We start from the raw sequence: 22,840 nt of genomic DNA on the forward strand, positions 1-22,840 counted from the left end.
GCGTTATCCTCTTGGTAAATTACACAAATGACAACAGTTTCTCGAGCGCTTGACCGCTGTCATCGGCCAGGGCCGCGTGGCTCAGATCCCGCAACTGCTGCGCGCCTTGCGGCGAAGTTTGAAGTTGCGGCAGCTTGGCCATGACGCGCTGAAAGCTGTGCCATCCGCGCGCATGGGTGTCACCATAGCCCTTGACCAGTCGCTGCGCACGCGCCACCTCCAGCGCCAGTGCAGGCTGCGCCAGTGCCAGGTGTTCTATGCGGGCCAGCCAGTCGCTGATGCGTTGCTGCTCGATATGAAACCGCAGTGAGCCGGGGCGCAGCGGGCGCATTGCGGCAATCGCGTACAGCAACAGGTAGCCGCGTATCGAGCTGGTCTGCACCACCCGCCCTTTGCGCGTGAACGGCGCCACACAGGCCCGTGCCCACGGCGTGGCCAGCAGCCAGCGGCCCAGCGCGGCGGGCAGGGTGTCGGCGATTTCCTCGACACGCGGATGCAAAAATTCATTGATGCCCAAGTGCTGCTGCTGGCTCAGGTGTACTTCACTGCCGACCCGCGCAAAACGTGAGCGCCGGGTTTTCAGGTCGGCTACCCGCACGGTGTCTTCGTAAGACATCCACAGTGCCAGGTGGCGCGCGGTGTCGTCCAGCAGATCGGCGGCCAGCGTGCCGTCGTCCGGCAGGCGTGCCAGCAGCGGCTGCAGCCGGTCCAGGTAACTGCCGGCGTAGGCGACGTCCTGATAGTCGGCCAGACGCACAATGCCGGCGGCCAGCGTGACATGGCAGGCCGGTGGAAAGTGTTGTTGAATGCGTGCGGCCAGGCCCGCCAGGCGCGTGCCGACCGCTGGCATGGCCGCCGGGGTAGGCATCCCGGCCACTGCAGCGGGCGCCTGCGCGGCCGAAAAACCTGCAGCAAAAGCCTTCAGGCTGGCGTTGACACCGACACCGCCACGCCGGATGGTGGCCTCAAACTGCTCGCGGCTGAAGGGCAGCCGGCCCGTGGCAGCGAGCGCGCCATACAGGCTTGGGCTGATCAGGCTGCCGGTGTCTTCGGCCAGTTGGGCAAAGTCGGCACTGATGAACTGCCGTGCTGCGGCGTGTGCGCCTGCCAGCAGCTTGTCCGAGCTGACACGGCCGTCGCCCATGGCGGTGCGTTCGGTCATCGAATACACGCGGTGGGTAGACGCGACAAAGGTGGTGCGATCGGCGGTGACCAGGCCACGCTGCAACGCGCGCCCGGCTTCCATCAGTTCAGAGGCGATGACGATGTCTACGTCGCCGGGTATCGGGCTCAGCGCCATCACCGGCATGCGGCCCGCAGGCGTGGCGGCCTCGGGGAACATCTCAAGGTAATACACGGTGGCGCCGGTACGCTGCGCAACACCGGGCACCGAGGTGGTTTGCGCGTAGTAGCCGTTCTGCTCGGCCAGGTCCACCAGCCAGTCGGCCAGCACGCCGCCACCTTCGCCGCCCATGGCGAGGATGGCAATGGTGATGCCATGTCTCACTGAGGCTGGCTGTTGCGCCGAAGGTGAAGGAACAGGGCTCTCCAGAACGGCGCTCATGCGGCAATCCCCTCCAGTCGGCGTTCAATGCGGTTTTGCAGCCAGCCAATCACCTTTGTGCGCAGGCGCAGCTTGAAGCGGTCCCAAGCGGTCGGGTTGTGGATGATCTCGGCGCGATAAAACGAGGGGCACAGCACCGCCGCATGCGCCACTTCACCGCACAGGCCACAGCCCACGCAACTGTCGATCACGGTGGCAATCGGGTCGCGCCGCAGCGGGTCCGGGTTGGCCTTGATGGTCAGCGAGGGACAGCCCGACAGCCGGATGCACGAATGGTCGCCAGTGCAGGTGTCGGGGTCGATGCCGAAGCGCTCGCGCACCACCCGCTCGCCGCCCGCGATGCGTTTTTTGATCTGCGGCTTGATGCGGCGCTGGCGGTTGAGCTGGCACTCGCTTTGCGCGACGATGACCTTGGGGCCTTTGTCTTTCGTGGTGAGCGCTTCTCGCAGCACGTCACGCATCTGCGTGAGGCTGTAGGTGTTGGTCACCGTCCTGGCCCACTTCACGCCGACACCGCGCACGGCTTTTTCAATCGGGTTGTTGGTGCTGCGGAGCGCATTGACGGCTTTGGACGAGAGCACGTCCTGCCCGCCCGTCGCAGCCGAGTAGCCGTTGTCCACCACCAGCAGCAGGTTGTTGGTCTGGTTGAACACCGCATTGCCGACGCCGCTGGTCAAACCGTTGTGCCAGAAGCCGCCGTCGCCCATCATGGAGATCGTGCGCTTTTGGGTTTCTCCGGTGTTGAAGGCCGAGGCACCGGCCCAGCCCAGGCCATACCCCATGGTGGTTGCGCCGAGGTTGAAGGGCGGCAGCACGGAAAACAGGTGGCAGCCGATGTCGCAGCTGATGTGGTGTTTGCCGAGTTCGCGCTCGATCAGTTTCATGGCAGTGAAGATGGGGCGCTCCGGGCAGCCCGTGCAAAACGAGGGCGGACGGCCCTGCACCTCATTGGATGCGGCCTGGATGGCAAACGCCTTCGGGTTGTCTGCCATCACCGCCAGCCCGGCGGAGGCTTTTTGCGCAGCGGCCGGCAGGTCCCGGCCTTCCAGCCGTTGCGGCGCATACATTTCGATGAAGCGCGCCACGCCCTTGAGCACCACGCCGCCGGTGTATTCGCCGGCCATCGGCAGCATGTCCTTGCCGTGCACCCGGGTCTGGATGTCGGCCTTGCGCAGCAGCGAGTTGACGTTTTGTTCGATAAAGTCGGGCTGACCTTCCTCGACCAGCAGGATGCCGCGTTTGCCGCCGCAAAAGCGCCTGAACTCGCCGTCGATCAGCGGGTAGGTGATGTTGAGCACATACAGCGGCACCTGCGACTGGCCAAACGCATCGGCCAGGCCCAGCATTTCGAGAGCGCGCAGCACACTGTTGTAGAGGCCGCCTTGCATCACAATGCCAAAGTCCTTCGCATCATCGCCGTCGTTGGCAAAAAACTCGTTGACCTGATGCGCCTGGATGAACTTCACGGCTGCGGGCCAGCGCTCGGTGATCTTTTCGATTTCTTGCGCGTAGCTGGCCGGCGGCAGCACCACGCGGCTGGTGTCGCGCTGCGGGTTTTCCATCGCGTCCTTCAGCGTGAAGCCGGGGCGCTTGTTGGCCTTGGTGGCAAAACGGCCGTGCACATGGCAGGCGCGGATGCGCAGCTCCAGCATCACCGGAGTGCGGCTGGCTTCCGACAGCTCAAAACCCATCTCGACCGCGCGAACAATACTTTCAAGGTTGGGACGTGGGTCGATCAGCCAGACCTGGGACTTCATCGCAAAGGCGTGTGAGCGCTCCTGCATGATGCTGGAGCCCTCGCCGTAGTCTTCGCCCACAATCAGCAGCGCCCCCCCGGTGACGCCGCCCGAGGCCAGATTGGCCAGCGCGTCCGATGCCACGTTGGTACCGACGGTGGACTTGAAGGTGACCGCACCACGCAGCGGGTAGTTGACGGACGCGGCCAGCGTGGCGGTGGCGGTGGCTTCCGAGGCGCTGTGCTCAAAGTGCACGCCGAGCTCGGCCAGGATGTCGTTGGCATCGGTCAGCACGTCCATCAGATGCGAAATCGGTGCACCCTGGTAACCGGCCACATAGGAAACACCGGCCTGCAGCAGCGCCTTGGTGACGGCCAGGATGCCTTCACCGCGAAACTCGTCGCCGTCGCCCAGGCGCAGCTTCTCGACTTCCTGCGTGAAGGAGCGCTCAGCCATGGCCGCCTCCGGCCGCTGGCCTGTTGCTTGTCAATGTCGCGTTCGTGGGGCGTGTGTTTTTCATCGTGTGTGTCGTCGGCGCCGCGTGTTTTTTCTGCGCATCCCTGGTTTTTCCGGAAAGCATGGCACTTGATCTGAAAGAAATTTACGCAGCTTCCATGCATACGGCAAATGGATTTTTCAGATAGAGCACATCTGTATGGTGAATAATTAGGGACAACCCGCAGACGCTCAGGCCTCTCGAAGTTCCCGCCAAGGAGACCCCACGTATGAACTTCCGCCAGCTCGACCTCAACTTGTTGCGTGTGCTGGCGGCGATTCACCGCACCGGCTCTGTCACGCTGGCCGGCAAAGCCCTGTCGCTGTCGCAGCCGGCAACCAGCAACGCGCTGTCACGCTTGCGCGACTATTTTGAAGACGCGCTTTTTGTGCGTGCGCCCTCGGGCTTGAAGCCGACCCGCCTGTGCGAGGAGTTGGCGCCCGCCGTGCTGGCGCAACTGCTGGCCCTGGAAACCGTGGTCACCGGCCATGAGGACTTCGAGCCGGCGCGCAGCGACATGCACTGGCAACTGTCGCTGTCGGACCTGGGCGAGATGTTGTTCCTGCCGGGCCTGGCCGGGGCCCTGCGCAGCCAGGCGCCAGGCGCGCGACTGTCCAACATCTCGGTCGCGGCCGACGAGGTTGCGGCCGCGCTGGAGGCGCGCGACATTGATCTGGCCATAGGCATCCTGCTGCCTAAACACCGCGGCATCCGCGCGGAGTTGCTGTTTCGTGAGAACTATGTCGCGGTGGCTTCGCCGCAATGGCGGCCTGCCTCGGGTCGCAGCGGGCGCATGCTCAGCACGCGCCAGCTCGCCGAAGCCTCGTTCGTGGTGGCATCACCTACTGCGACCTTTCACGGCAGCGTCGAGAAAATGCTGACGCGCATGAAGCTGCAAGACCGCATCGTGCTGCGGGCGCGGCATTTTGGCGCTTTGCCCGACCTGGCGTTGACCACCGATCTGCTGTCCATCGTGCCGGAGATGTATGCGCGCAACCTGAGCCAGCGCTACGACTTTCGTGTTTGGGGTATCACCGGCGCGCCGGCCTACGAGGTGCGGCTGGTCTGGCACAGCAGTACCGACCGGGACCCGGCACACCAGTGGATGCGTGCGCTGGTGCGCCAACTCTTCCAGCGGCCGGTTCGGGCGGAGGCCACCTGAGGCGGCTGAGCGCCGGATGGGTAATCATTCAGAACAAAAATGGCCTTCAGCCCATACCCAGTATGCGCAAGCAGCTACTAAAAACATAGCAAAATCGTTCACCTCAGCTCACGGGCAGGACAGCAATGCCTTGCCTTCAAGCTGCGGTTTGATCGCGTCGAGCTGGGCGTGCAGGGCGGCGTCCACGGCGGCGAGCTTGAGGATCTGGCCGCGTGCTTCGGGGCGTTCTTGCGCCACGCGGGCGGTGCGCACGCCCTTGGTGGCAATGCGCGCCAGTTCTTTCTCGGCATCGGCCTCCAGCGGGAAGCTGGCCAGCGCCAAGCCGGGCGCCAGGGCCTCGTTGTTCACCGCCCGGAAAGGCAAGCCGAGCTGGCGCAACTCGGTGCGTTTTTTGGCCAAGTTCTCGGGGTTGTTGAATTTGCCCATATAGACAATCCAGCGCGCCGACTCGACGCTGCTTTCGAACTGCCAGCTACCCGGCGGCAGCGTGGCCGCCAGGCTGGCGCGCAGATTGGCGGTCTGTTGCTCGTTGAAGAGGCCGGCCTGCAGGCACTCGGGTGCCGACGCAGCGATGGGCGCGCTGGCGAGAGGGCCATTTTCAAGTTTTCGGGCCTCTTCGGCCGTCAGCAGGCGAATCGCCTCGGGCTGGATTTGTGTGGCCAGGCGCTGCGGCTCGGCTTGCACGCCAGGCGCCAGCCCGTAGGCGGTCAGCAGGCCTTGCGACCAGGCCCAGTAGCCGGCGTTGGCCAGCACCAGCAGCAGCACCAGCAGCCTCAGCATGGGCGACCGCTGGCCTGCAGAACAGGCCGGACACTGACTTCGGAGCTGGTGATTTCTTTCATGCCAGCCGCAGTATGCACCAGCAGCGCGCCGTATTCACCAACGCCGTGGGCCACGCCTTCGGTCCCGTCGGAGAGCTGAACGGCGCGTCCGTCCAACGCATCACGCGCCGCAAAACGCGCCTGGAAAGGTGCAAAACCGAACAGGCCAAAAGCCTGCACCGCCTGCACCAGCGGCGCGGCGACAAGTTGCAGCGCCTGCGCCACGTCCACGCCTGGTAGGATGTCCTGCAGCGCGGCGGGCGGGAGCGCCGGGAGCGGGCCGGCGGCGGCTGGCGCAGCATCCAGCGCCAGTGCGCGCACATTGAGACCGACGCCGATGACCACGTAGCGCAGCTCGCCCCAGCTCGCCGTCTCGACCAGGATGCCGGCCAGCTTGCGCTCACCCTGCGTATCGATGAGCCACAGGTCGTTCGGCCATTTCAGGCGGATGCGGGGCTGGCCGTCCTGCGGCCCAACCGGCTGCAGGCTCTCGGCGATGCTGATGCCGACGGCCAGCGACAGGCCCGACCAGTCGGCTGGTTGCAGTGCCATGCCCAGCGAAAAAGTCAGACTGTCGCCGGCCCGGCTTTGCCAGTGGCGGCCCATGCGGCCCCGCCCGGCGGTCTGTTGCTCGGCCACCAGCAGCACCGCTTCGGCGGCAGTCGGGCCGGCCGCACGAAAGCGCCGCATCAGCTCGCTATTGCTTGAATCAATGGTCGGCAACACCTCGACCGTGAAACCGGGCAGCACCGGCGTCACAGCTTCCCAGATGGCTTCGGCAGGCCAGCGGATGGGAGGGGTGGAGGGTGTGCTCATGGTGGCGCTGTGGTGGGGAGCTGCCTTTGCGCTGTCATTCCGAACGCGATCCGGGATTCATGACCGCGAACTGCTTGCGTCGCTCAGCCGGGGCATGGATGGCCGGTCAGGCCCGCCATGACAATCAGGCCTTTTTGTGTATGCCCGGCTTGTCGGTCTTGCCGGCTTTCTTCAGGACCTTGTTGAGCTCCTTGTTGAGCTCTTTCTTGAGTTGTTTGGACTTCACCTCTTTCACAGGCTTGTCGGCCTTGGCCGCTTTTTTGGCCTTCTTCTTTTTCCCTTTTTTGCCGGGCTTGTCATCCTTGGGCGCGAGCAGCGTGCCGCGGCAGTTTTTGGCGCCGCACCAGCAGGGGTACTCGGCCAGCAGCTTCCTGGTATAGGGCGCGTCGATGATCAGGCCGTAGTCGTAAAACAGTTCCTGGCCGGCAGCGATGTTGCGCAGCGCCTTGATGAAGACGCGGCCGTCCTGCTCGTCGGCTTCGCAATTGGGCTTGCAGCTGTGGTTGATCCAGCGCGAGGAGTTGCCACCGTACTTGGCGTCGATCACATGGTTTTTGTCGATGTGGAAGTAGAAGGTGTGGTTGGCGTCCTTCGGGTCGTGCGGATGCCGGCGCAGCGCCTCTTTCCAGTTGATGATCTCGCCGATGTACTCGATCAGGGTCTCGCCCTCGGCAAGGTCCTGGACCGCAAAAACCCCCTTGCCGTGCACACCCGAAGTGCGGGTCTGGATGCGGCGGCCCGGGGCTGAAGCAGGGCCGGCGGAAGGGGCGCTGGAGGGGCTGGAAGAAGGGGACAAGACCTGAGTTTTTGACACGACGGGATTTTTTGGTATGGTTAATTCATGCATGTGCGCGCCCGTGCGGGTGCGCGCGTGCGTACGCGCGAGGCCCTTATTGTAGTGATGCGCACCTGTGACCCATGACCGCCCAACGATGTTCAACCGCAGAAACCTGATTCAGTCCCTGGCCGTGCTGGCCGCCCCCGGTGTGGCTGCGCGGGCCTGGGCGCGGGCGTCAAATAGCCCCCTGCCCCAGATCGGCAGCACGCTGGCGCTGCCTGCCTTGAGCCTGCTGGACGGGCGTGCCTGGACCCCCGCTGCGGCAGGCGGCAAGACGCTTGTGGTGTACTGGTGGGCGAGCTGGTGCCCTTTTTGTGCCGTGCAATCGCCCCATATCGAGGCCTTGTGGCGGGCCCACCAGGCCAGGGGGCTGGAGGTTCTGGCCCTGTCGATTGACAGCAAGCCCGAAGCCGCCGCCAACTATATGAAGAGCAAAGGCTACAGCTTTCCTGCGGGCATGTTGACGCCCGCAGTGGCCAAAGTAATGCCCAAGCCGGCCGGCCTGCCGGTGGTGGTGGTCCTCAAGGTCGCGCGCAACGGGCGCAGCGGCAAAGTCGTATTTGCAGAAGCCGGGGAAATGTTCCCCGAAGATGTTGAAGGTTTGAAGAAGTACATATGAAAACCCTTGTGATTGCAGAAAAGCCCTCGGTGGCGCAGGACATCGTCCGCGCCATCACGCCGACGGCGGGCAAGTTTGAGAAACACGACGAATACTTCGAAAGCGATGACTGGCTGATCACGTCTGCTGTGGGCCACCTGGTCGAGATCCAGGCGCCGGAAGAGTTCGACGTCAAGCGCGGCAAGTGGAGCTTTGCCAACCTGCCGGTGATCCCGCCCTACTTCGACCTGAAGCCGATGGACAAGACCAAGACGCGGCTCAATGCCATCGTCAAGCTGACCAAACGCAAGGACGTGGGCGCGCTCGTTAACGCCTGTGACGCGGGCCGCGAAGGCGAGCTGATCTTCCGGCTGATCCAGCAGTACGCCAAGAGCAAACACCCGGTCAAGCGGCTGTGGTTGCAGTCGATGACACCGGCGGCGATCCGCGACGGCTTCGACAGCCTGCGCACCGAAAAACAGATGCAGGGTCTGGCCGACGCGGCGCGTTCGCGCTCCGAAGCCGACTGGATGGTTGGCATCAACGGCACACGCGCCATGACGGCCTTCAACTCGCGCGACGGCGGCTTCTTCTTGACGACCGTGGGCCGGGTGCAGACGCCGACGCTGTCGGTGGTGGTCGAGCGCGAAGAAAAAATCCGCAAGTTCGTGAGCCGCGACTACTGGGAAATCCACGCCTCTTTCCTGGCCGAGGCGGGCGAGTACCCGGCCAAGTGGTTCGATCCGAAGTGGAAGAAGGCGGCGGCCAATGCCGACAACGCCGAGCCCGATGCCGAGCTCCGGGCCGACCGCGTCTGGTCAGAGCGCGAGGCGCTGGCGATTGCCGAAGCCGTGCGCGGCAAGGCCGCTACCGTCACCGAAGAAAGCAAGCCGTCCACCACCGCGTCAGGCCTGCTGTTCGATTTGACGTCCCTACAGCGCGAGGCCAACGGCAAGTTCGGCTTCTCGGCCAAGACCACGCTGTCGATTGCGCAAAGCCTGTACGAACGCCACAAGGCCCTGACCTACCCGCGTACCGATTCGCGTGCGCTGCCCGAAGATTATTTGCCGGTGGTCAAGCAGACCTTTGAAATGCTGGCCGCGAGCCCCATGAAACACCTGGCGGCGCATGCAGCTACGGCGCTCAAGGGCAACTACATCAAGCCCAGCAAACGCATTTTTGACAACGCCAAGGTCAGCGATCACTTTGCGATCATCCCGACATTGCAGGCACCCAGCGGCCTGAGCGACGCCGAACAAAAACTCTACGACCTGGTGGTGCGCCGCTTCATGGCGGTGTTTTTCCCGAGCGCCGAGTACCTGGTGACGACGCGAATTTCGCAGGCCGTCGGCCACAGCTTCAAAACCGAGGGCAAGGTGCTGGTCAAGCCGGGCTGGCTGGCGATTTACGGCAAGGAAGCCGAAGACGAAAACACCGACGAGAAAGACAGCAAGACCCTGGTCGCCGTGAAACCCGGCGAGATGGTGCGCGCCGAAGTGGTCGAGGCCAAAGGCCTGAAGACACGGCCGCCGGCGCGTTATTCGGAGGCGACCTTGCTGGGCGCCATGGAAGGCGCGGGCAAGACGATCGACGACGACGAGCTGCGTGAAGCCATGCAGGAAAAAGGCCTGGGCACACCGGCCACACGCGCCGCGACCATCGAGGGCCTGATCAACGAGAAATACATGTTGCGCGAAGGCCGCGAGCTGATCCCGACCGCCAAGGCCTTCCAGCTCATGACGCTGCTGCGCGGCCTCGGCGTGGAAGAACTCTCGCGTGCCGACCTGACCGGCGAGTGGGAACACAAACTCGCGCAGATGGAACACGGCAAACTCAGCCGCGACACCTTCATGGCCGAGATCGCCGCCATGACCAAGAATCTGGTCGACAAAGCCAAGGGCTACGACAAGGACACCATCCCCGGCGACTACGCCACCCTGAGCGCGCCCTGCCCCAACTGCGGCGGCGTGATCAAGGAAAACTACCGGCGCTACACCTGCACCGGCAAAAACGGCGAAGGCTGCGGGTTTTCGTTCGGCAAAACTCCGGCCGGTCGAACTTTTGAAGTGGCCGAGGTCGAGCAATTTTTGCGCGACAGGAAGATCGGCCCTCTCGACGGGTTTCGCTCCAAGGCCGGCTGGCCCTTCACCGCCGAGATGGTCATCAAGTTTGACGAAGAAACCAAGAACTACAAACTGGAGTTCGACTTCGGCGACGACAAAAACGGCGAGACCGGCGAGATCGTGGACTTCAGCGGTCAGCAGTCGCTGGGCGCCTGTCCCAAATGCGCTGCCGGCGTGTTCGAACACGGTAAAAATTATGTCTGCGAGAAATCCGTGCCGACAAATGCGCAGCCGACACCGAGCTGCGACTTCAAGACCGGCCAGGTGATATTGCAGCAGCCGGTGGAGCGCGAGCAGATGGTCAAGCTGCTGACCAGCGGCAAGACCGACCTGCTCGACAAGTTTGTCTCCATGCGCACACGCCGGCCCTTCAAGGCCATGCTGGCCTGGGATGCCGAAGCCGGCAAGGTCAACTTCGAGTTTGCGCCGTCGAAATTCCCGCCGCGCAAGACCGCCGGCCCGCCGCGCACTGGCACGGTGAAAACGCCGTTCGGCAAAACCGTGGCGGCCAAGGGTGCGGGCCCTGCCGCCAAGAAGGTGGCAGCGAAAAAAGTTGCGGCCAAGAAAACACCGGCCGCCAAGGTGGCCAAGCCCAAAACCCCGCGCGTGGCCAAACCGGGCAGCGGCCTCAAGCCCAGCGAGGCGCTGGCCGCAGTGATTGGTTCGGAACCCGTGGCGCGCACCCAGGTCATCAAAAAACTCTGGGACTACATCAAGGCCGAAGGCCTGCAGGACGCGGCCAACAAGCGCGCCATCAACGCCGACGCCAAGCTGCTGGCTGTTTTTGGCAAGCCGCAGGTGACGATGTTTGAACTGGCGGGGATTGTTGGGAAGCACCTGAGCTGAAGCGCAGGTATCCGCTCGCCGAAAGGCCGGCCGTGGATGGCCGGTGGGCAGCGGCGTGTGTCAGACGGCCATCAGTTGGCGCTCATGCGCAGTTTCTGGTCGAGGAACTCGTTGGTGAACATGGTGGCCGGTTCGAAGGCCTTGTCGATGCCGATCAGTTCCTTCACCAGCTCGTAGTCGGCCTTCACGCGGGCGCTGTCGAAGCTGCCCAGGGCAACTTTGGTGGTGGCGTCATCGCGCATCAGCTGTTTGATGCGTTCCCACTGGTCGCGCTGGTTGTCCGGGCTCAGGCCGCTGACATCTGCCGTCAGCGCCTGCAGGCAGGGTGAAAAGTCCTTGACGCATTCCGCATAGGCGCGTTGCGTCACGGCGGTGAACTTCCGGATGCGTTCGGTATTGGCCGCCAGGTAAGCGCCGTTCACCACAAACGCATTGCCGTACACATTCACGCCGATGGAGCGCCAGGCGACAAAGCCCAGGTCGGCGCCGAATTCGCGGACCTTCAAGTCATGTTCGTTGTAGAAGTCGCTGATGATGTCCACTGACTTGCTTTTCAGCGCGGCAACCTTGGCCGGCGGGCTGATATTCACAAAGGTCACGGCGGTGGGGGCCAGGCCGGTTTTTTTGGCGAAGGCGGGCCACATCAGGCGCGAGGCATCGCCGGGCGGGTTGCCGATCTTGCGGCCGGCGAAGTCTTTGGGACCGGTGATCCCTGAAGACTTCAGCCAGTAGAAACCTTGCGGGGAATTGGCGTAAATCACCATGACGGCCTTGAGGTCTGCACCCTTGCCCTTGGCCTGCATGGCGGTGGGGAAGTCGGCAATGCCGACGTCGGCGCCGCCCGAGCCCACGCGTTGCGCCGCCACGCCAGAGCCGCGGCCCGCCTCGATCTTGAGGTCAATCCCGGCCTCGCTGTACCAGCCTTTGGATTTTGCGTAGTAGATCGGCGAATGATCGGCCGTGGGCGTCCAGTTCAACATCAGGCTCATGGGGTCAGCCGCCATGGCAAAGGAGGCACTTGTCGCCAACAATAGGGTGGCGGCGGATTTCACTAGTCTTCGCATGGGTCAACTCCAAAAATGAATGATTGATCGGATGAGGTGCTTTCCAGTTTATATTACCAACTGTTTGGTTGAGAAGCAAATATGGCCACTTTAGTAAAAACCCTTGAACCCGCACTGACGCCCAGGCGCGATGCCTCCGTTGCCAGAGCCGCCCTGATTACTACCGCCGCCGTGGCGGAGTTCGCACGCAAGGGCTTTGCCGGCGCACGTGTGGATGAGATCGCGGCTGCCGCGGGTGTCAACAAGCAGCTGGTCTACCACTATTTCGACAGCAAGCAGGGGCTCTACCTGGTGGCGCTGGAGTCGGTGTATGCCGAAATTCGCGAAAAAGAGCAGAAGCTGTCGCTCGGCGCGCTGGAGCCCATGGACGCCATGGCCCAGCTGGTCGGCTTTTCCTTTGATTACCTGGCGGAGCATCCGGAATTCATTGCACTGCTGACTGACGAGAACCGCAACCAGGGCAGCCACATCCTGGCGTCCGAGCGCCTTCAGAAGATGCACTCGCCGTTCATCGGGATGCTGGAGGCGACCCTTGAGCGCGGCGTGACGGCGGGCGTATTCCGCGCCGACTTCGACGCGATCAACCTCTATATTTCCATTGCCGGCATTTCCTACTTCTTCTTTTCGAACAATCACACGCTGTCGGCGATTTTCGGCAAGGCACTGGACTCGCGCGGTGCCCTGGTGCAGCGCCGCCGCCATGTGATCGACTTCGCGCTCAACGCCCTGAGGCCATGACGGTCATGGAAGCACACACTGCGGAGCGGGCCAGCCGATGACCCTCAGCGTGCTGGACGTTTTCAAGATTGGTATCGGCCCGTCCAGTTCGCACACGGTGGGCCCCATGCGTGCAGCTGCCCGCTTTGTAGACGGCCTGGCGCAGGGCGGACTGCTCGGGCAAACCGCCGCGGTGCGAACCGAGCTTTATGGCTCGCTGGGCGCCACCGGCAAAGGCCACGGCAGCGGCAAAGCCGTGGTTCTGGGGCTCATGGGAGAGGAGCCTGACCGCGTCGATACGTCGACGGTGGATGCCCGGCTGGCGCGGATTCGCAGCGACCAGCGCCTGCGGCTGCAGGGTACGCACAGCGTTCGTTTTGTTGAAGCCGAACATGTGCTGTATTACCGCAAGAGTCTGCCGTTTCACCCCAACGGTATGCGGTTTCTTGCCATGGCGCCCGATGGCGCCGTGCTGTGCACACGCGACTATTACTCGGTGGGCGGCGGCTTTGTGGTGGATGACGGCGCCCAGGCACTGGTGGCGCCAGGCGCGCCTGTGCCTTACCCCTTCACCACCGGTGACCAGCTCCTGGCCCTGTGCCAGGCGCAGGGCCAGTCCGTCAGCGCGCTGATGCGCGCCAATGAAGCGGCGCTGCGGCCCGCCAGTGCGACTGCGGCCGCGCTGGCGCGTATCTGGACCGTGATGCAGGAATGCGTACGCAGCGGATGCGCCCAGGAGGGGGTGCTGCCCGGGCCGATGCGCCTGAAGCGTCGCGCCCCCGACCTGCTGCGTCAGCTCAACAGCGAGCCCCAGGCCGGGCTGGCCGATCCGCTGGTGGTGCTGGACTGGGTGAGCCTGTATGCCCTGGCCGTCAACGAGGAAAACGCCGGGGGCGGGCGCGTGGTGACGGCGCCGACCAACGGTGCGGCCGGCATCATCCCGGCCGTGCTGCATTACTACACGCGCTTCATCCACGGGGCAAATGCCGAAGGCGTGGAGCGGTTTTTGCTGACGGCGGCCGCAATCGCCCTTTTGTACAAGGAAAACGCCTCGCTCTCGGGCGCCGAAGTCGGCTGCCAGGGCGAGGTGGGCGTGGCTTGTTCCATGGCCGCCGGCGCGCTGGCCGAGGTCCTCGGCGGTACGCCGGCGCAGGTGGAGAATGCCGCGGAAATCGGCATGGAACACAACCTGGGCCTGACCTGCGATCCGGTGGGTGGCCTGGTGCAGGTGCCCTGCATCGAGCGCAACGCCATGGGAGCGACCAAGGCCATCAATGCCGCGCGCATCGCGCTGCGCGGTGATGGCAGCCATTCGGTATCGCTGGATCAGGTCATCAAGACCATGCGCGAGACCGGGGCCGACATGAAGACCAAATACAAGGAGACCTCGCGCGGCGGGCTGGCGGTCAACGTGATCGAGTGTTGATCCCGCGCGTTCTCTGATGTGCGCGCTGATCCGGAGTTATTTCAACTAGTTGGTTGACAATCGGCTACGGCAAATCTATGATTCGCGAATGACTGCTTGCGCGAAGGAATTCACATGAAGGCTCCCCTCGATGGCATGGTGTTGGCGGCGCCCGCGCCGGACGGCAGCGGACCGCCGTGGCGGCGCTGGGGGACGATTGTGGGCATCCATCTGGCTGGCGTGTTGCTCTGGGAGACCGTGGTACGGATATTCGCCATCCAGGCCTTCATCCTGCCCGCGCCCTCGCGCGTGCTGGCGACCCTGGCCAACCCCAACCTGAGCTGGCTCAGCAACACCACTGTCACTGCGATCGAGATTTTCGGCGGCTATGTCCTCGGGCTGGTGCTGGGCATCCTGTGCGCCTTGCTGTTCATCACCAGCCGCCGGCTCACGCTGCTGGTGTTTCCGGTGCTGGTCACGCTGAACATGATTCCCAAGGTGGCGCTGGGACCGCTGGTCATTGTCTGGTTCAGCTACGGCATCGGAACCAACATCCTGATCACCTTCAGCCTGTGCTTTTTCCCCATCCTGCTGACCACCATCCGCGGGCTCAATGAGACCGAACCCGAGCTGCTTGATCTGGTGCGCGCGCTCAAGGGTTCGCGCTGGCAGCTGTTTCGATACATCCAGCTGCCGGGGTCGCTGCCCTACGTGTTTTCGGGGATGAAAGTCGCCACCATCCTTGCAGTGGCCGGTGCTGTGGTGGGCGAATTCATTGCGTCCGACAAGGGCCTGGGCTACCTGATGATCCAGCTGCAGGCCTCGCTCGACACCCCTGCCGTTTTCATGGCCGTCCTGCTCATCACCGGGCTGGGTGTGCTGCTTTATCTGCTGGTCCTCCTGCTGGAGCGGCACTTCATCACCCAGGACGCAAGAATCCAATGATCCAGACGCCACATGCCTCCCCCACCGTGCTGGAGGACCTGCCATTTCCGGAAAGTTTTGCCGACGAACAGGCCCTGGAGGACTACCTGGCCACGCCCTCGCTGGATCTGGTCCGGGATCTGGCGCGCCTCGATGGCGACCTGATGATTCTGGGGGTGGGCGGAAAAATGGGCCCCACCCTGGCGCGTCTGGCGCGCAACGCCATGCCCGGGCGCCGCGTGATCGCGGTGGCGCGCTTCAGCGAGGCCGGTGTGCGGGAGATGCTGGAAACACACGGCATCAAAACCATCAGCTGCGACCTGCTCGATCGCGCTGCCGTTGCCGGCTTGCCGCAATGCGCGAACGTGGTGTTCATGGCCGGGCGCAAGTTCGGCGCCGACGCCAACAACCCGCTGACCTGGGCCATGAACGCGCATGTGCCCGCCCTGGTCGCCGAGGCGTTCAAGAGCTCGCGCATCGTGGCGTTTTCCACCGCCTGCGTCTACCCCTTTGTGCCGGTCATCAGCCAGGGCTCGGCCGAAGACTCCGCCCTGAGCCCGCCTGGTGAGTACGCCAATTCCTGTGTCGGGCGCGAGCGCATCTTCGAATATTTCTCCCAGATGCATGACACGCCGGGCCGTCTGTTCCGCCTGAGCTACGCGATTGACCTGCGTTATGGCGTGCTGGCGGATGTGGCCACCAAGGTGTGGCGCGGCGAGCAGATTGACGTGACCATGGGCCATGTCAACGTCATCTGGCAAGGCGACGCCAACGCGCAGGCCTTGCGCTGTCTGGCGGTCGCGACCGTGCCGACCTCGCCCCTGAACGTCAGCGGCCCCGAAACCACCTCCATCCGCTGGCTGGCGCAGGAGTTTGCGCGCCGCTTCGGAAAGGCGGCCCACATCACCGGCGAGGAAGCGCCCACCGCCTGGCTCATGAACACCGGGGAGGCCGAGCGCCTGTTCGGCTACCCGCGTGTGTCGCTGTCGCGCCAGATCGGCTGGGTTGCGGACTGGATTTCCCGCGAGCAGCGCCTGTATGGCAAGCCGACCAAGTTCGAATCACGCGATGGCAAATACTGACGAGGCCATCGCCGTCGAAACGCTGGGGCCGCTGACGTCCGAGGTGCAGGACGGGCTGGATGCCCTGGTGCGCCAGAGCGGCTGGAACCAGACGGCGCAGGATTGGGCCATCTTTTCACGAGAAGGCACGGTCAGCGTCGTTCGCGATGCGCAGGGCCGCATCCTGGCCAGCGGCGCGGTGTTGCCCCACGGTGCGCAAGTCGCCTGGATCAGCATGATTCTGGTGGCGCCGGAGCTTCGCGGCCGGGGCCTGGGCCGCGCGGTGTTCCTGCACTGCCTGGCCCTGGTGAAAGCCGCCGGACGTACGGCCTGTCTCGACGCTACACCCGACGGCCAGCGCCTTTACAGCCAGTTCGGTTTCGCACCGGTGTACGGCGTGACACGCTGGCAGCGCGATGCCCGGCCGCAGGCCGCATCGGCCGCGCGCGACCCCCGGCTCCCGGACGCGCAGGCCCTGGCCGCGCTGGATGCGCAGGCGCTGGGCGCGCCACGCCATGCCTTGCTGGCGGATTTTCTGGCGCGGCCGGACACGGTCTGCGTGCGCAGCGGCGAGGGTTTTGCCCTCGTGCGCCGCGGAAGCGTTGCCCACCAGATCGGTCCCTTGCTGGCGCTCCATGAAGCCGGCGCCGCCGAACTGATGACACGCGCCGTGCAGGGCCTGGCGGGCCAGATTTTCATCGATGTGCCCGATGAGCGCGCCCTGCTGGCCCGCCAGCTCCGCGACGCCGGCTTCACGCCGCAGCGCAGCTTCATGCGCATGGAGCTGGGCGAGCAGCCACTGCGCGGACAGACCCATTTCATTCACGCCATCGCGGGTCCGGAATTCGGATAAGCCGCGGCACCACCGACACAGGAGTTCCCATGCCCTTGAAACGATCCGACCTGCCGCAAGACGTGCTGGCGCTCCTGGCGCAGGGCACGGTGATTCCCGCCCATCCGTTGGCGCTGACGGCCGGGCGGCAATTTGACCGCCAGCGTCAGCGGGCATTGACACGTTACTACGTCGATGCCGGTGCCGGCGGCCTCGCCGTGGGCGTGCACACCACGCAGTTCAGCATCCGCGAGCGCGGGCTGTACGAGCCGGTGTTGCGTGCCGCCATGGAAGACCGGCTGGCCTGGTCCAGCCGCCCCATGATGATGATTGCCGGACTGTGCGGCAACACGGCGCAGGCTTGCGCTGAGGCGCAAACCGCGGTGGGGCTGGGTTACCACGCCGGGTTGCTGAGCCTGGCGGCGCTGGCCCGGTCCTCCGAGGACGAACTGATAGCGCACTGCGAAGCCGTGGCGCAGGAAATCCCGCTGATTGGTTTTTACCTGCAGACGGTGGTGGGCGGGCCGGTGCTGTCCAGTGATTTCTGGCGCCGCTTTGCCCTGATCCCGAATGCCCTGGCCATCAAGGTTGCGCCCTTCAACCGCTACCGCAGCCTGGACGTGGTGCGCGGCCTGGTCGAGGCGCGTGCCGAGGAGCGCGTTTTCCTCTACACCGGCAACGATGACCACATTGTGCTCGACCTGGCCCTGCCGTTTGCCGCCATGCGGGACGGCCAGCCTGTAACCGTACGCTTTCGCGGCGGCCTGCTGGGCCACTGGTCGGTGTGGACAGCCAGCGCCGTCAGCCAGCTGGCGCAGATCAAGGCTGAACTGGCGGCGGGCGGTGGGGCCTTGAGCCCGCAGCTGCTGGCGCTTGATTCGCGGGTGACCGACTGCAACAGCGCCTTCTTCGACGTCGCCAACAATTTCCATGGCTGTATCGCCGGCTGCCACGAGGTGCTGCGGCGCCAGGGCCTGCTCGAAGGAATCTGGTGCCTGGACCCGGCCGAAGGGTTGGGTCCCGGCCAGTCCGCTGAAATCGACCGCGTTTACCAGGCCCACGGCGATCTCGGCGACGACGGCTTTGTGGCCAGGAACCTGCAGCGGTGGCTGGCATGAGCGCGGCTCACGGCCTGGCTGGGCGGGGCGAACCCCTGATCAGCACGAACCAGTTGCGCAAGGTCTACCGCAAAGGCGCGCAGGAGTTCCTCGCGATTTCCGACGTCACGCTGGACATCCACGAAGGCGACATGGTGTCGCTGGTCGGTCCCTCCGGCTGCGGCAAGTCCACGCTGCTGAAGATACTTGCCGGCCTACATGGCCATGACGGCGGCACGCTTCAGATAGGCGGCACCGGTGGCGCCGCCTTCAACCCGGGGCGTGACGTGGGCATGGTGTTCCAGCAGCCGCTGCTGCTGAAGTGGCGCAACATCCTGGACAACGTGTTGCTGCCTGCGGACATTCTGGGGCTGCCGCGCAAGGCCGCGGCGGAGCGGGCGCACGGGCTGCTCGAGATGGTGGGCCTGACCGGCTTTGCCGACAAGCACCCCTATGAGTTGTCGGGCGGCATGCAGCAGCGGGCTTCAATTGCCAGGGCCCTGATTCACGATCCCAAGCTGGTGTTGATGGACGAGCCCTTCGGCGCGCTGGATGCGCTGACCCGGGAAAAAATGAATCTGGAGATGTTGCGCATCTGGGAGCAGAGCCGCAAGACCTTTGTGGTCGTGACTCACAGCATCCAGGAGGCTGTTTTTCTCGGGTCGCACTGCGCGGTATTGACCGCCGGACCGGCGCGCATGGCCGACTTTTTTGCCATTGACCTGCCTGAGCCGCGCAAGCTGCACATCAAGACGACTCCTGCTTTTGGCGCTTACGTCACACGCATCTATGACCTGCTTGGCGTTGAGTAAACAACAACGCGGGCGACCAGCCGGCGGTACGAAACCCTCTTGCGATGAAGTCACATGGCTCGCTGCGCAACCACCAGCAGGGCCCGACCTTGTTTTGCTCGGGATTTGCACCGGTCCGTCGGCATCGGTTCTGCCTCATGCCGGTTCGGAGAGACGGAAAGCTACAGGCTCGCGTTTGAAGTCGGTAATAACCAGGCTGGCGACACTGGCGAGATTGTGGACTTAAGCGGACAGCAATCGCTGGGTGCCTGCCCCACGCGCAGCAGGACAAGAACTACAGTTGTGAAAAATCGGTGCCCACCAATGCGCAGTCTATGCCGAGCTACGACTTCAAGTCTGGGTGGATGATTCATTTGACTGCGGAATAAGTTCCGCAGCCATTTTTTGTCGACGCCACGTCTTGATTCGAGTTTCGAGGTTTGCCTGCGGCCGCTGGCCGGGGATTGCCCGGCGGCAACTCACTTTTCTTTGTCTCGCCAAAGAAAAGTAAGCAAAAGAAAGGCGACCCTGCTGTCTGCGTCCCTCCTTCGCTGGCGCTACGGAGGGCAACCTGCGGTGCTCGGTCCAGCCGGAGTCGAGCTCGAACTCGCCTTTGGCTCAGACAATTGCTCGCCCTGATCCGTCTGGCCCTCCGCTCCTCGGCGCATACAGAAGGGTGGACGAAGAAAGCCGATGCGGGGACAAAATCCGGAGTCCCTGAAGCGCGCAGCGCTTCAGGGACGGGAATCCCAAGCGGCAGTCATGTTTGCACGCGAGAGCAGCGCGCGCGGCCAAATAGAGTCCCCCTCCATCGCCAGCGGGGCGAGGGAGGGGTTAGGGGTGGGAGTGGGGAGTCAGCCCTACTGTCCAAGGCCGGCAGCAGGCGCAGCGTGACGCAAAAAATCCCTTCAACAAACTGCCAGAATCCCCAAATGCAGTTCTTCAAAGACCTCAATCTCTCGGCCTTCACAGCAGGTTTCGTCGCCGTCCTCGTCGGCTTCACCAGCTCGGTGGCGATTGTGTTCCAGGCCGCGCAGGCCTTTAACGCCACGCCGGAGCAGATCAGCTCGTGGATGTGGGCGCTCGGCCTCGGCATGGGCCTGTGTTCTGCCCTGCCCTCGCTGTGGCTGAAAAAGCCGGTGATGGTGGCCTGGTCCACGCCGGGCGCTGCGGTGCTGGCAACGGCCGGGCTGGCGGGTGGTTTTTCCATGGGCGAAGCGGTTGCCGCCTTCATGGTCAGCGCGGCGCTGATCACCCTGTTCGGTGTCACTGGCTGGTTTGAAAAAGTCATGAACCGCATCCCGATGGCGATTGCCTCGGCGCTGCTGGCCGGCGTGCTGGCGCGCTTTGGCATCCAGGCCTTTGCGGCGGCGCAGACGGCCCTGCCGCTGGTGCTGTTGATGCTGGCGATTTATTTGCTGGGCCGGCGTTTTCTGCCACGGTATGCGGTGGTGCTGACCCTGCTCGGCGCGATTGTGTTTGCCGCTGCGCGTGGCGAGATGGTCTGGTCGGAGATGACTTTTTCGCTGGCCTTGCCGGTGTTTGTCGCGCCGCAGTTCACGCTCGCCGCCATCGTCAGCCTGGCGCTGCCGCTGTTCGTGGTCACCATGGCCTCGCAAAACCTGCCGGGTGTGGCCGCCATACGCGCCGCGGGTTACGGACCGGACGCGCCGGATGGCGGCATCCCGGTCTCGAAAATCATCACACTCAGTGGCCTGGCGACGCTGGTGCTGGCGCCCTTCGGCGCGTTTGCGCTGAATCTCAGCGCCATCACTGCGGCCATTTGTATGGGCCCCGAAGCGCATGAAGACCCGCGCAAGCGTTACACCGCGGCCGTGTGTTGCGGCGCCATCTATGTGTTGATCGGCATCTTCGGCGCGGCGGTCACCGGCCTGCTGACGGCCTTTCCGAAAGAGCTGGTGGTGGCGATTGCCGGGCTGGCGCTGCTGGGCACGATTGGCAGCGGGCTGGCGCAGGCGGTGCGCGATGAGTCGCACCGCGAGGCCGCGCTTATCACGTTTCTCGTGACGCTGTCGGGCCTGACGATTGCCGGGGTCGGCTCCGCGTTCTGGGGCGTGGTGGCCGGCGCGCTGGCGCTATTTGTACAACAATACCGGCAGCGCCCTTTTACTGACTGAGCCCTTCATGCACATCCTTTTTGTCGCCGACCCCCTCGCTTCCTTCAAGATCTACAAGGACACCACCTTTGCGATGATGCGCGAGGCGCAGCGGCGCGGCCACACGCTGGCGACCTGCGAGCCCAAAGACATGCGCTGGCAAACTGGTGAAAAAGTGACGGCCACGGTCCAGCGCATCCGCCTGACCGGCGACGCCACCGACTGGTACAGCGCCGAGCCGGCCCAGCGCGAGCAGCTCTGCGACTTTGACGCCATCATCATGCGCAAGGATCCGCCTTTCGACAGCGAGTTCTTTTACAGCACACATCTGCTGGAGCAGGCCGAGCGCGAAGGCGCGCGTGTCTTCAACAAGCCGCGCGCGCTGCGCGACCACCCGGAAAAACTCGCCATCCTCGAGTTCGCGCAGTTCAGCGGCCCGACCCTGGTCACGCGCAGCGCGGCCGACATCAAGCGCTTTCACGCCGAGCACAAGGACATCATCCTGAAGCCGCTGGACGGCATGGGCGGCATGGGCATCTTCCGCGTCAAGGAAGACGGCCTGAACCTGGGCAGCATCACCGAGACGCTGAACAAGGACGGCGCGCAAAGCGTGATGGTGCAAAAGTTTTTGCCCGAGATCAGCAAAGGCGACAAACGTGTGCTGGTCATAGGCGGCAAGCCGGTGCCTTTCAGCCTGGCGCGTATTCCGCAAGGCAGCGAGGTGCGCGGCAACCTGGCGGCCGGTGGCCTCGGTGTGGCGCAGCCGCTGTCGGCGCGCGACCGCGAGATCGGCGAAGCGCTGGGCCCGGTGCTGGCCTCGCGCGGCCTGCTGCTGGCCGGCGTGGACGTGATCGGCGACTACGTGACCGAGATCAACGTCACCAGCCCGACCTGCTTCCAGGAAATTTTTGACCAGACCGGGTTTGATGTGGCGGCGATGTTTGTCGACGCGCTTGAGGCGGCGCTGAAATAAGAGCCAAATCGGGCTTCAGCCCACAGCCGGCGGGAGCAAACAGCTCCTGAATTAATAGCAAAACAGGCGCTCAGGCGCGCAGCGCGCCGCCCTCGAACACGCGCAGTTCACCGGGTGCAAAGGCCTGCCAGTCCTCGTTAGTGGTCAGCGGCGCCGTCACCACCACCGCCACCCGGTCGCCCGGTGCGGCCTGCTCGGCAAAGTTGACGCTGAGGTCTTCGTCGCTGAGCGTGGCATGCGAGAACGGATGCTTGCGTTCGACGTGGTAGAGGCTGGTCGAGGCATGCGCCCACAGCGCCAGCCCGTTGCTGAGCAAAAAGTTGAAGGTGCCGTGCGGCGCGATCTGCGCGGCCAGTTCGCGCAGGGTCAGGGTGAGTTCGTCAATGCTGGGCACAGCGGCATGCGACTTGGCCAGCTCCTGCATGATCCAGCAAAACGCGCGTTCGCTGTCGGTGTTGCCGACCGGTCGGAAGCTGCCATGCAGGCGCGGGCTGAAATCCTTCAGGTCGCCGTTATGGGCAAACACCCAGTAGCGGCCCCACAGCTCGCGCACAAAGGGGTGGCAGTTCTCCAGCGCTACCCGGCCCTGCGTCGCCTTGCGGATGTGCGCAATCACGTTGCGGCTCTTGATCGGGTAGCGGCGTATCAGCTCGGCCACCGGCGACTGGAAGGCCGACTGGTGATCGACAAAGTGGCGCAGGCCGCGGTCGCTCTCGCTGCAATCGCCGCCTTCGAAAAAGGCAATGCCCCAGCCGTCGCCGTGGTGGTCGGTGTTGCCGCCGCGCTGCGCAAAACCGGTGAAGCTGAAGGTCACATCGGTCGGCGTGTTGCAGTTCATCCCGAGCAGTTGGCACATGGT

The 22,840-nt window shown here is 64.2% G+C and carries 19 protein-coding genes; 12 read left to right on the plus strand and 7 right to left on the minus strand.

The features are described 5' to 3' along the window. Nucleotides 1-19: 19 nt before the first annotated feature. Together Q8O29_RS13715 and Q8O29_RS13720 are read right to left on the minus strand one after the other, a co-directional pair. On the minus strand, nt 20-1,564 hold the full coding sequence (locus Q8O29_RS13715) for an indolepyruvate oxidoreductase subunit beta family protein (RefSeq protein ID WP_305563686.1): 1,545 nt from the start codon (nt 1,562-1,564) through the stop codon (nt 20-22). Continuing rightward, entirely contained in the window at nt 1,561-3,756 is a 2,196-nt protein-coding gene (locus Q8O29_RS13720; RefSeq protein ID WP_305563688.1) for an indolepyruvate ferredoxin oxidoreductase subunit alpha, read from the minus strand. Before Q8O29_RS13720 ends, Q8O29_RS13715 begins: the two co-directional genes overlap by 4 nt. A gap of 269 nt (nt 3,757-4,025) precedes the next feature. Here Q8O29_RS13720 and Q8O29_RS13725 point away from each other — a divergent pair, with 269 nt between their 5' ends. After that, nucleotides 4,026-4,958, plus strand: a complete 933-nt coding sequence (locus Q8O29_RS13725) for a LysR family transcriptional regulator (protein WP_305563690.1) — start codon at nt 4,026-4,028, stop codon at nt 4,956-4,958. Between the two features lie 108 nt (nt 4,959-5,066). On the opposite strand, the gene Q8O29_RS13730 is transcribed toward Q8O29_RS13725, so the two are convergent. The 3 genes from Q8O29_RS13730 to Q8O29_RS13740 form a co-directional block, all read right to left on the minus strand. Continuing rightward, a complete protein-coding gene (locus Q8O29_RS13730) occupies nt 5,067-5,738 on the minus strand; it encodes an SPOR domain-containing protein (RefSeq protein ID WP_305563692.1) in 672 nt (223 codons plus the stop codon). Further along, nucleotides 5,732-6,595 (minus strand): biotin--[acetyl-CoA-carboxylase] ligase, encoded by an 864-nt coding sequence (locus Q8O29_RS13735; RefSeq protein ID WP_305563694.1) that lies wholly within the window; start codon nt 6,593-6,595, stop codon nt 5,732-5,734. The genes Q8O29_RS13730 and Q8O29_RS13735 overlap by 7 nt, the downstream gene beginning before the upstream one ends. A gap of 124 nt (nt 6,596-6,719) precedes the next feature. Further along, nucleotides 6,720-7,442 carry an SET domain-containing protein gene (locus Q8O29_RS13740; protein ID WP_305563696.1) on the minus strand — a complete coding sequence of 241 codons (723 nt, stop codon included), beginning with the start codon at nt 7,440-7,442 and terminating at the stop codon, nt 6,720-6,722. Nucleotides 7,443-7,527: 85 nt separating this feature from the next. Between Q8O29_RS13740 and Q8O29_RS13745 the strand changes: the two genes are divergently transcribed. Both Q8O29_RS13745 and Q8O29_RS13750 read left to right on the plus strand, forming a co-directional pair. Continuing rightward, nucleotides 7,528-8,052: a TlpA disulfide reductase family protein gene (locus Q8O29_RS13745; protein ID WP_305563698.1), complete on the plus strand. Its 525-nt coding sequence runs from the start codon at nt 7,528-7,530 to the stop codon at nt 8,050-8,052. After that, nucleotides 8,049-11,000, plus strand: coding sequence for a DNA topoisomerase III (locus tag Q8O29_RS13750; RefSeq protein ID WP_305563700.1), 2,952 nt, complete (start codon nt 8,049-8,051; stop codon nt 10,998-11,000). The genes Q8O29_RS13745 and Q8O29_RS13750 overlap by 4 nt, the downstream gene beginning before the upstream one ends. A 71-nt stretch (nt 11,001-11,071) precedes the next feature. Here the strand turns inward: Q8O29_RS13750 and Q8O29_RS13755 are convergent, their stop codons facing one another. Further along, complete coding sequence (locus tag Q8O29_RS13755; protein ID WP_305563702.1) at nt 11,072-12,064, minus strand: ABC transporter substrate-binding protein; 993 nt, start codon at nt 12,062-12,064, stop codon at nt 11,072-11,074. An 81-nt stretch (nt 12,065-12,145) separates the two neighbouring features. On the opposite strand from Q8O29_RS13755, the gene Q8O29_RS13760 reads away from it, so the two are divergent. The 9 genes from Q8O29_RS13760 (at nt 12,146) to gshB (ending at nt 21,981) form a co-directional block, all read left to right on the plus strand. Next, nucleotides 12,146-12,802, plus strand: coding sequence for a TetR/AcrR family transcriptional regulator (locus tag Q8O29_RS13760; RefSeq protein WP_305563704.1), 657 nt, complete (start codon nt 12,146-12,148; stop codon nt 12,800-12,802). A gap of 37 nt (nt 12,803-12,839) precedes the next feature. Then, the gene (locus Q8O29_RS13765) at nt 12,840-14,207 is read left to right on the plus strand and encodes an L-serine ammonia-lyase (RefSeq protein WP_305563706.1); all 1,368 of its coding nucleotides are present in this window, start codon (nt 12,840-12,842) and stop codon (nt 14,205-14,207) included. Nucleotides 14,208-14,321: 114 nt separating this feature from the next. After that, nucleotides 14,322-15,131 (plus strand): ABC transporter permease, encoded by an 810-nt coding sequence (locus tag Q8O29_RS13770; RefSeq protein ID WP_305563708.1) that lies wholly within the window; start codon nt 14,322-14,324, stop codon nt 15,129-15,131. Then, on the plus strand, nt 15,128-16,192 hold the full coding sequence (locus tag Q8O29_RS13775; protein WP_305563710.1) for an NAD(P)-dependent oxidoreductase: 1,065 nt from the start codon (nt 15,128-15,130) through the stop codon (nt 16,190-16,192). Before Q8O29_RS13770 ends, Q8O29_RS13775 begins: the two co-directional genes overlap by 4 nt. Continuing rightward, nucleotides 16,179-17,024, plus strand: a complete 846-nt coding sequence (locus Q8O29_RS13780) for a GNAT family N-acetyltransferase (protein ID WP_305563712.1) — start codon at nt 16,179-16,181, stop codon at nt 17,022-17,024. Before Q8O29_RS13775 ends, Q8O29_RS13780 begins: the two co-directional genes overlap by 14 nt. 29 nt (nt 17,025-17,053) lie before the next feature. After that, complete coding sequence (locus tag Q8O29_RS13785; protein ID WP_305563714.1) at nt 17,054-18,121, plus strand: dihydrodipicolinate synthase family protein; 1,068 nt, start codon at nt 17,054-17,056, stop codon at nt 18,119-18,121. Continuing rightward, nucleotides 18,118-18,912: an ABC transporter ATP-binding protein gene (locus Q8O29_RS13790; RefSeq protein WP_305563715.1), complete on the plus strand. Its 795-nt coding sequence runs from the start codon at nt 18,118-18,120 to the stop codon at nt 18,910-18,912. The genes Q8O29_RS13785 and Q8O29_RS13790 overlap by 4 nt, the downstream gene beginning before the upstream one ends. Before the next feature lie 911 nt (nt 18,913-19,823). Continuing rightward, nucleotides 19,824-21,029, plus strand: coding sequence for a benzoate/H(+) symporter BenE family transporter (locus Q8O29_RS13795; RefSeq protein ID WP_305563716.1), 1,206 nt, complete (start codon nt 19,824-19,826; stop codon nt 21,027-21,029). Between the two features lie 7 nt (nt 21,030-21,036). Then, nucleotides 21,037-21,981, plus strand: coding sequence for a glutathione synthase (gshB, locus tag Q8O29_RS13800; RefSeq protein ID WP_305563718.1), 945 nt, complete (start codon nt 21,037-21,039; stop codon nt 21,979-21,981). Between the two features lie 70 nt (nt 21,982-22,051). Here the strand turns inward: gshB and Q8O29_RS13805 are convergent, their stop codons facing one another. Further along, nucleotides 22,052-22,837: a class II glutamine amidotransferase gene (locus Q8O29_RS13805; protein ID WP_305563720.1), complete on the minus strand. Its 786-nt coding sequence runs from the start codon at nt 22,835-22,837 to the stop codon at nt 22,052-22,054. Nucleotides 22,838-22,840 lie beyond the last annotated feature (3 nt).

The organism is Polaromonas sp. (assembly GCF_030689685.1).
Taxonomy (GTDB): Bacteria; Pseudomonadota; Gammaproteobacteria; order Burkholderiales; family Burkholderiaceae_C; genus Polaromonas.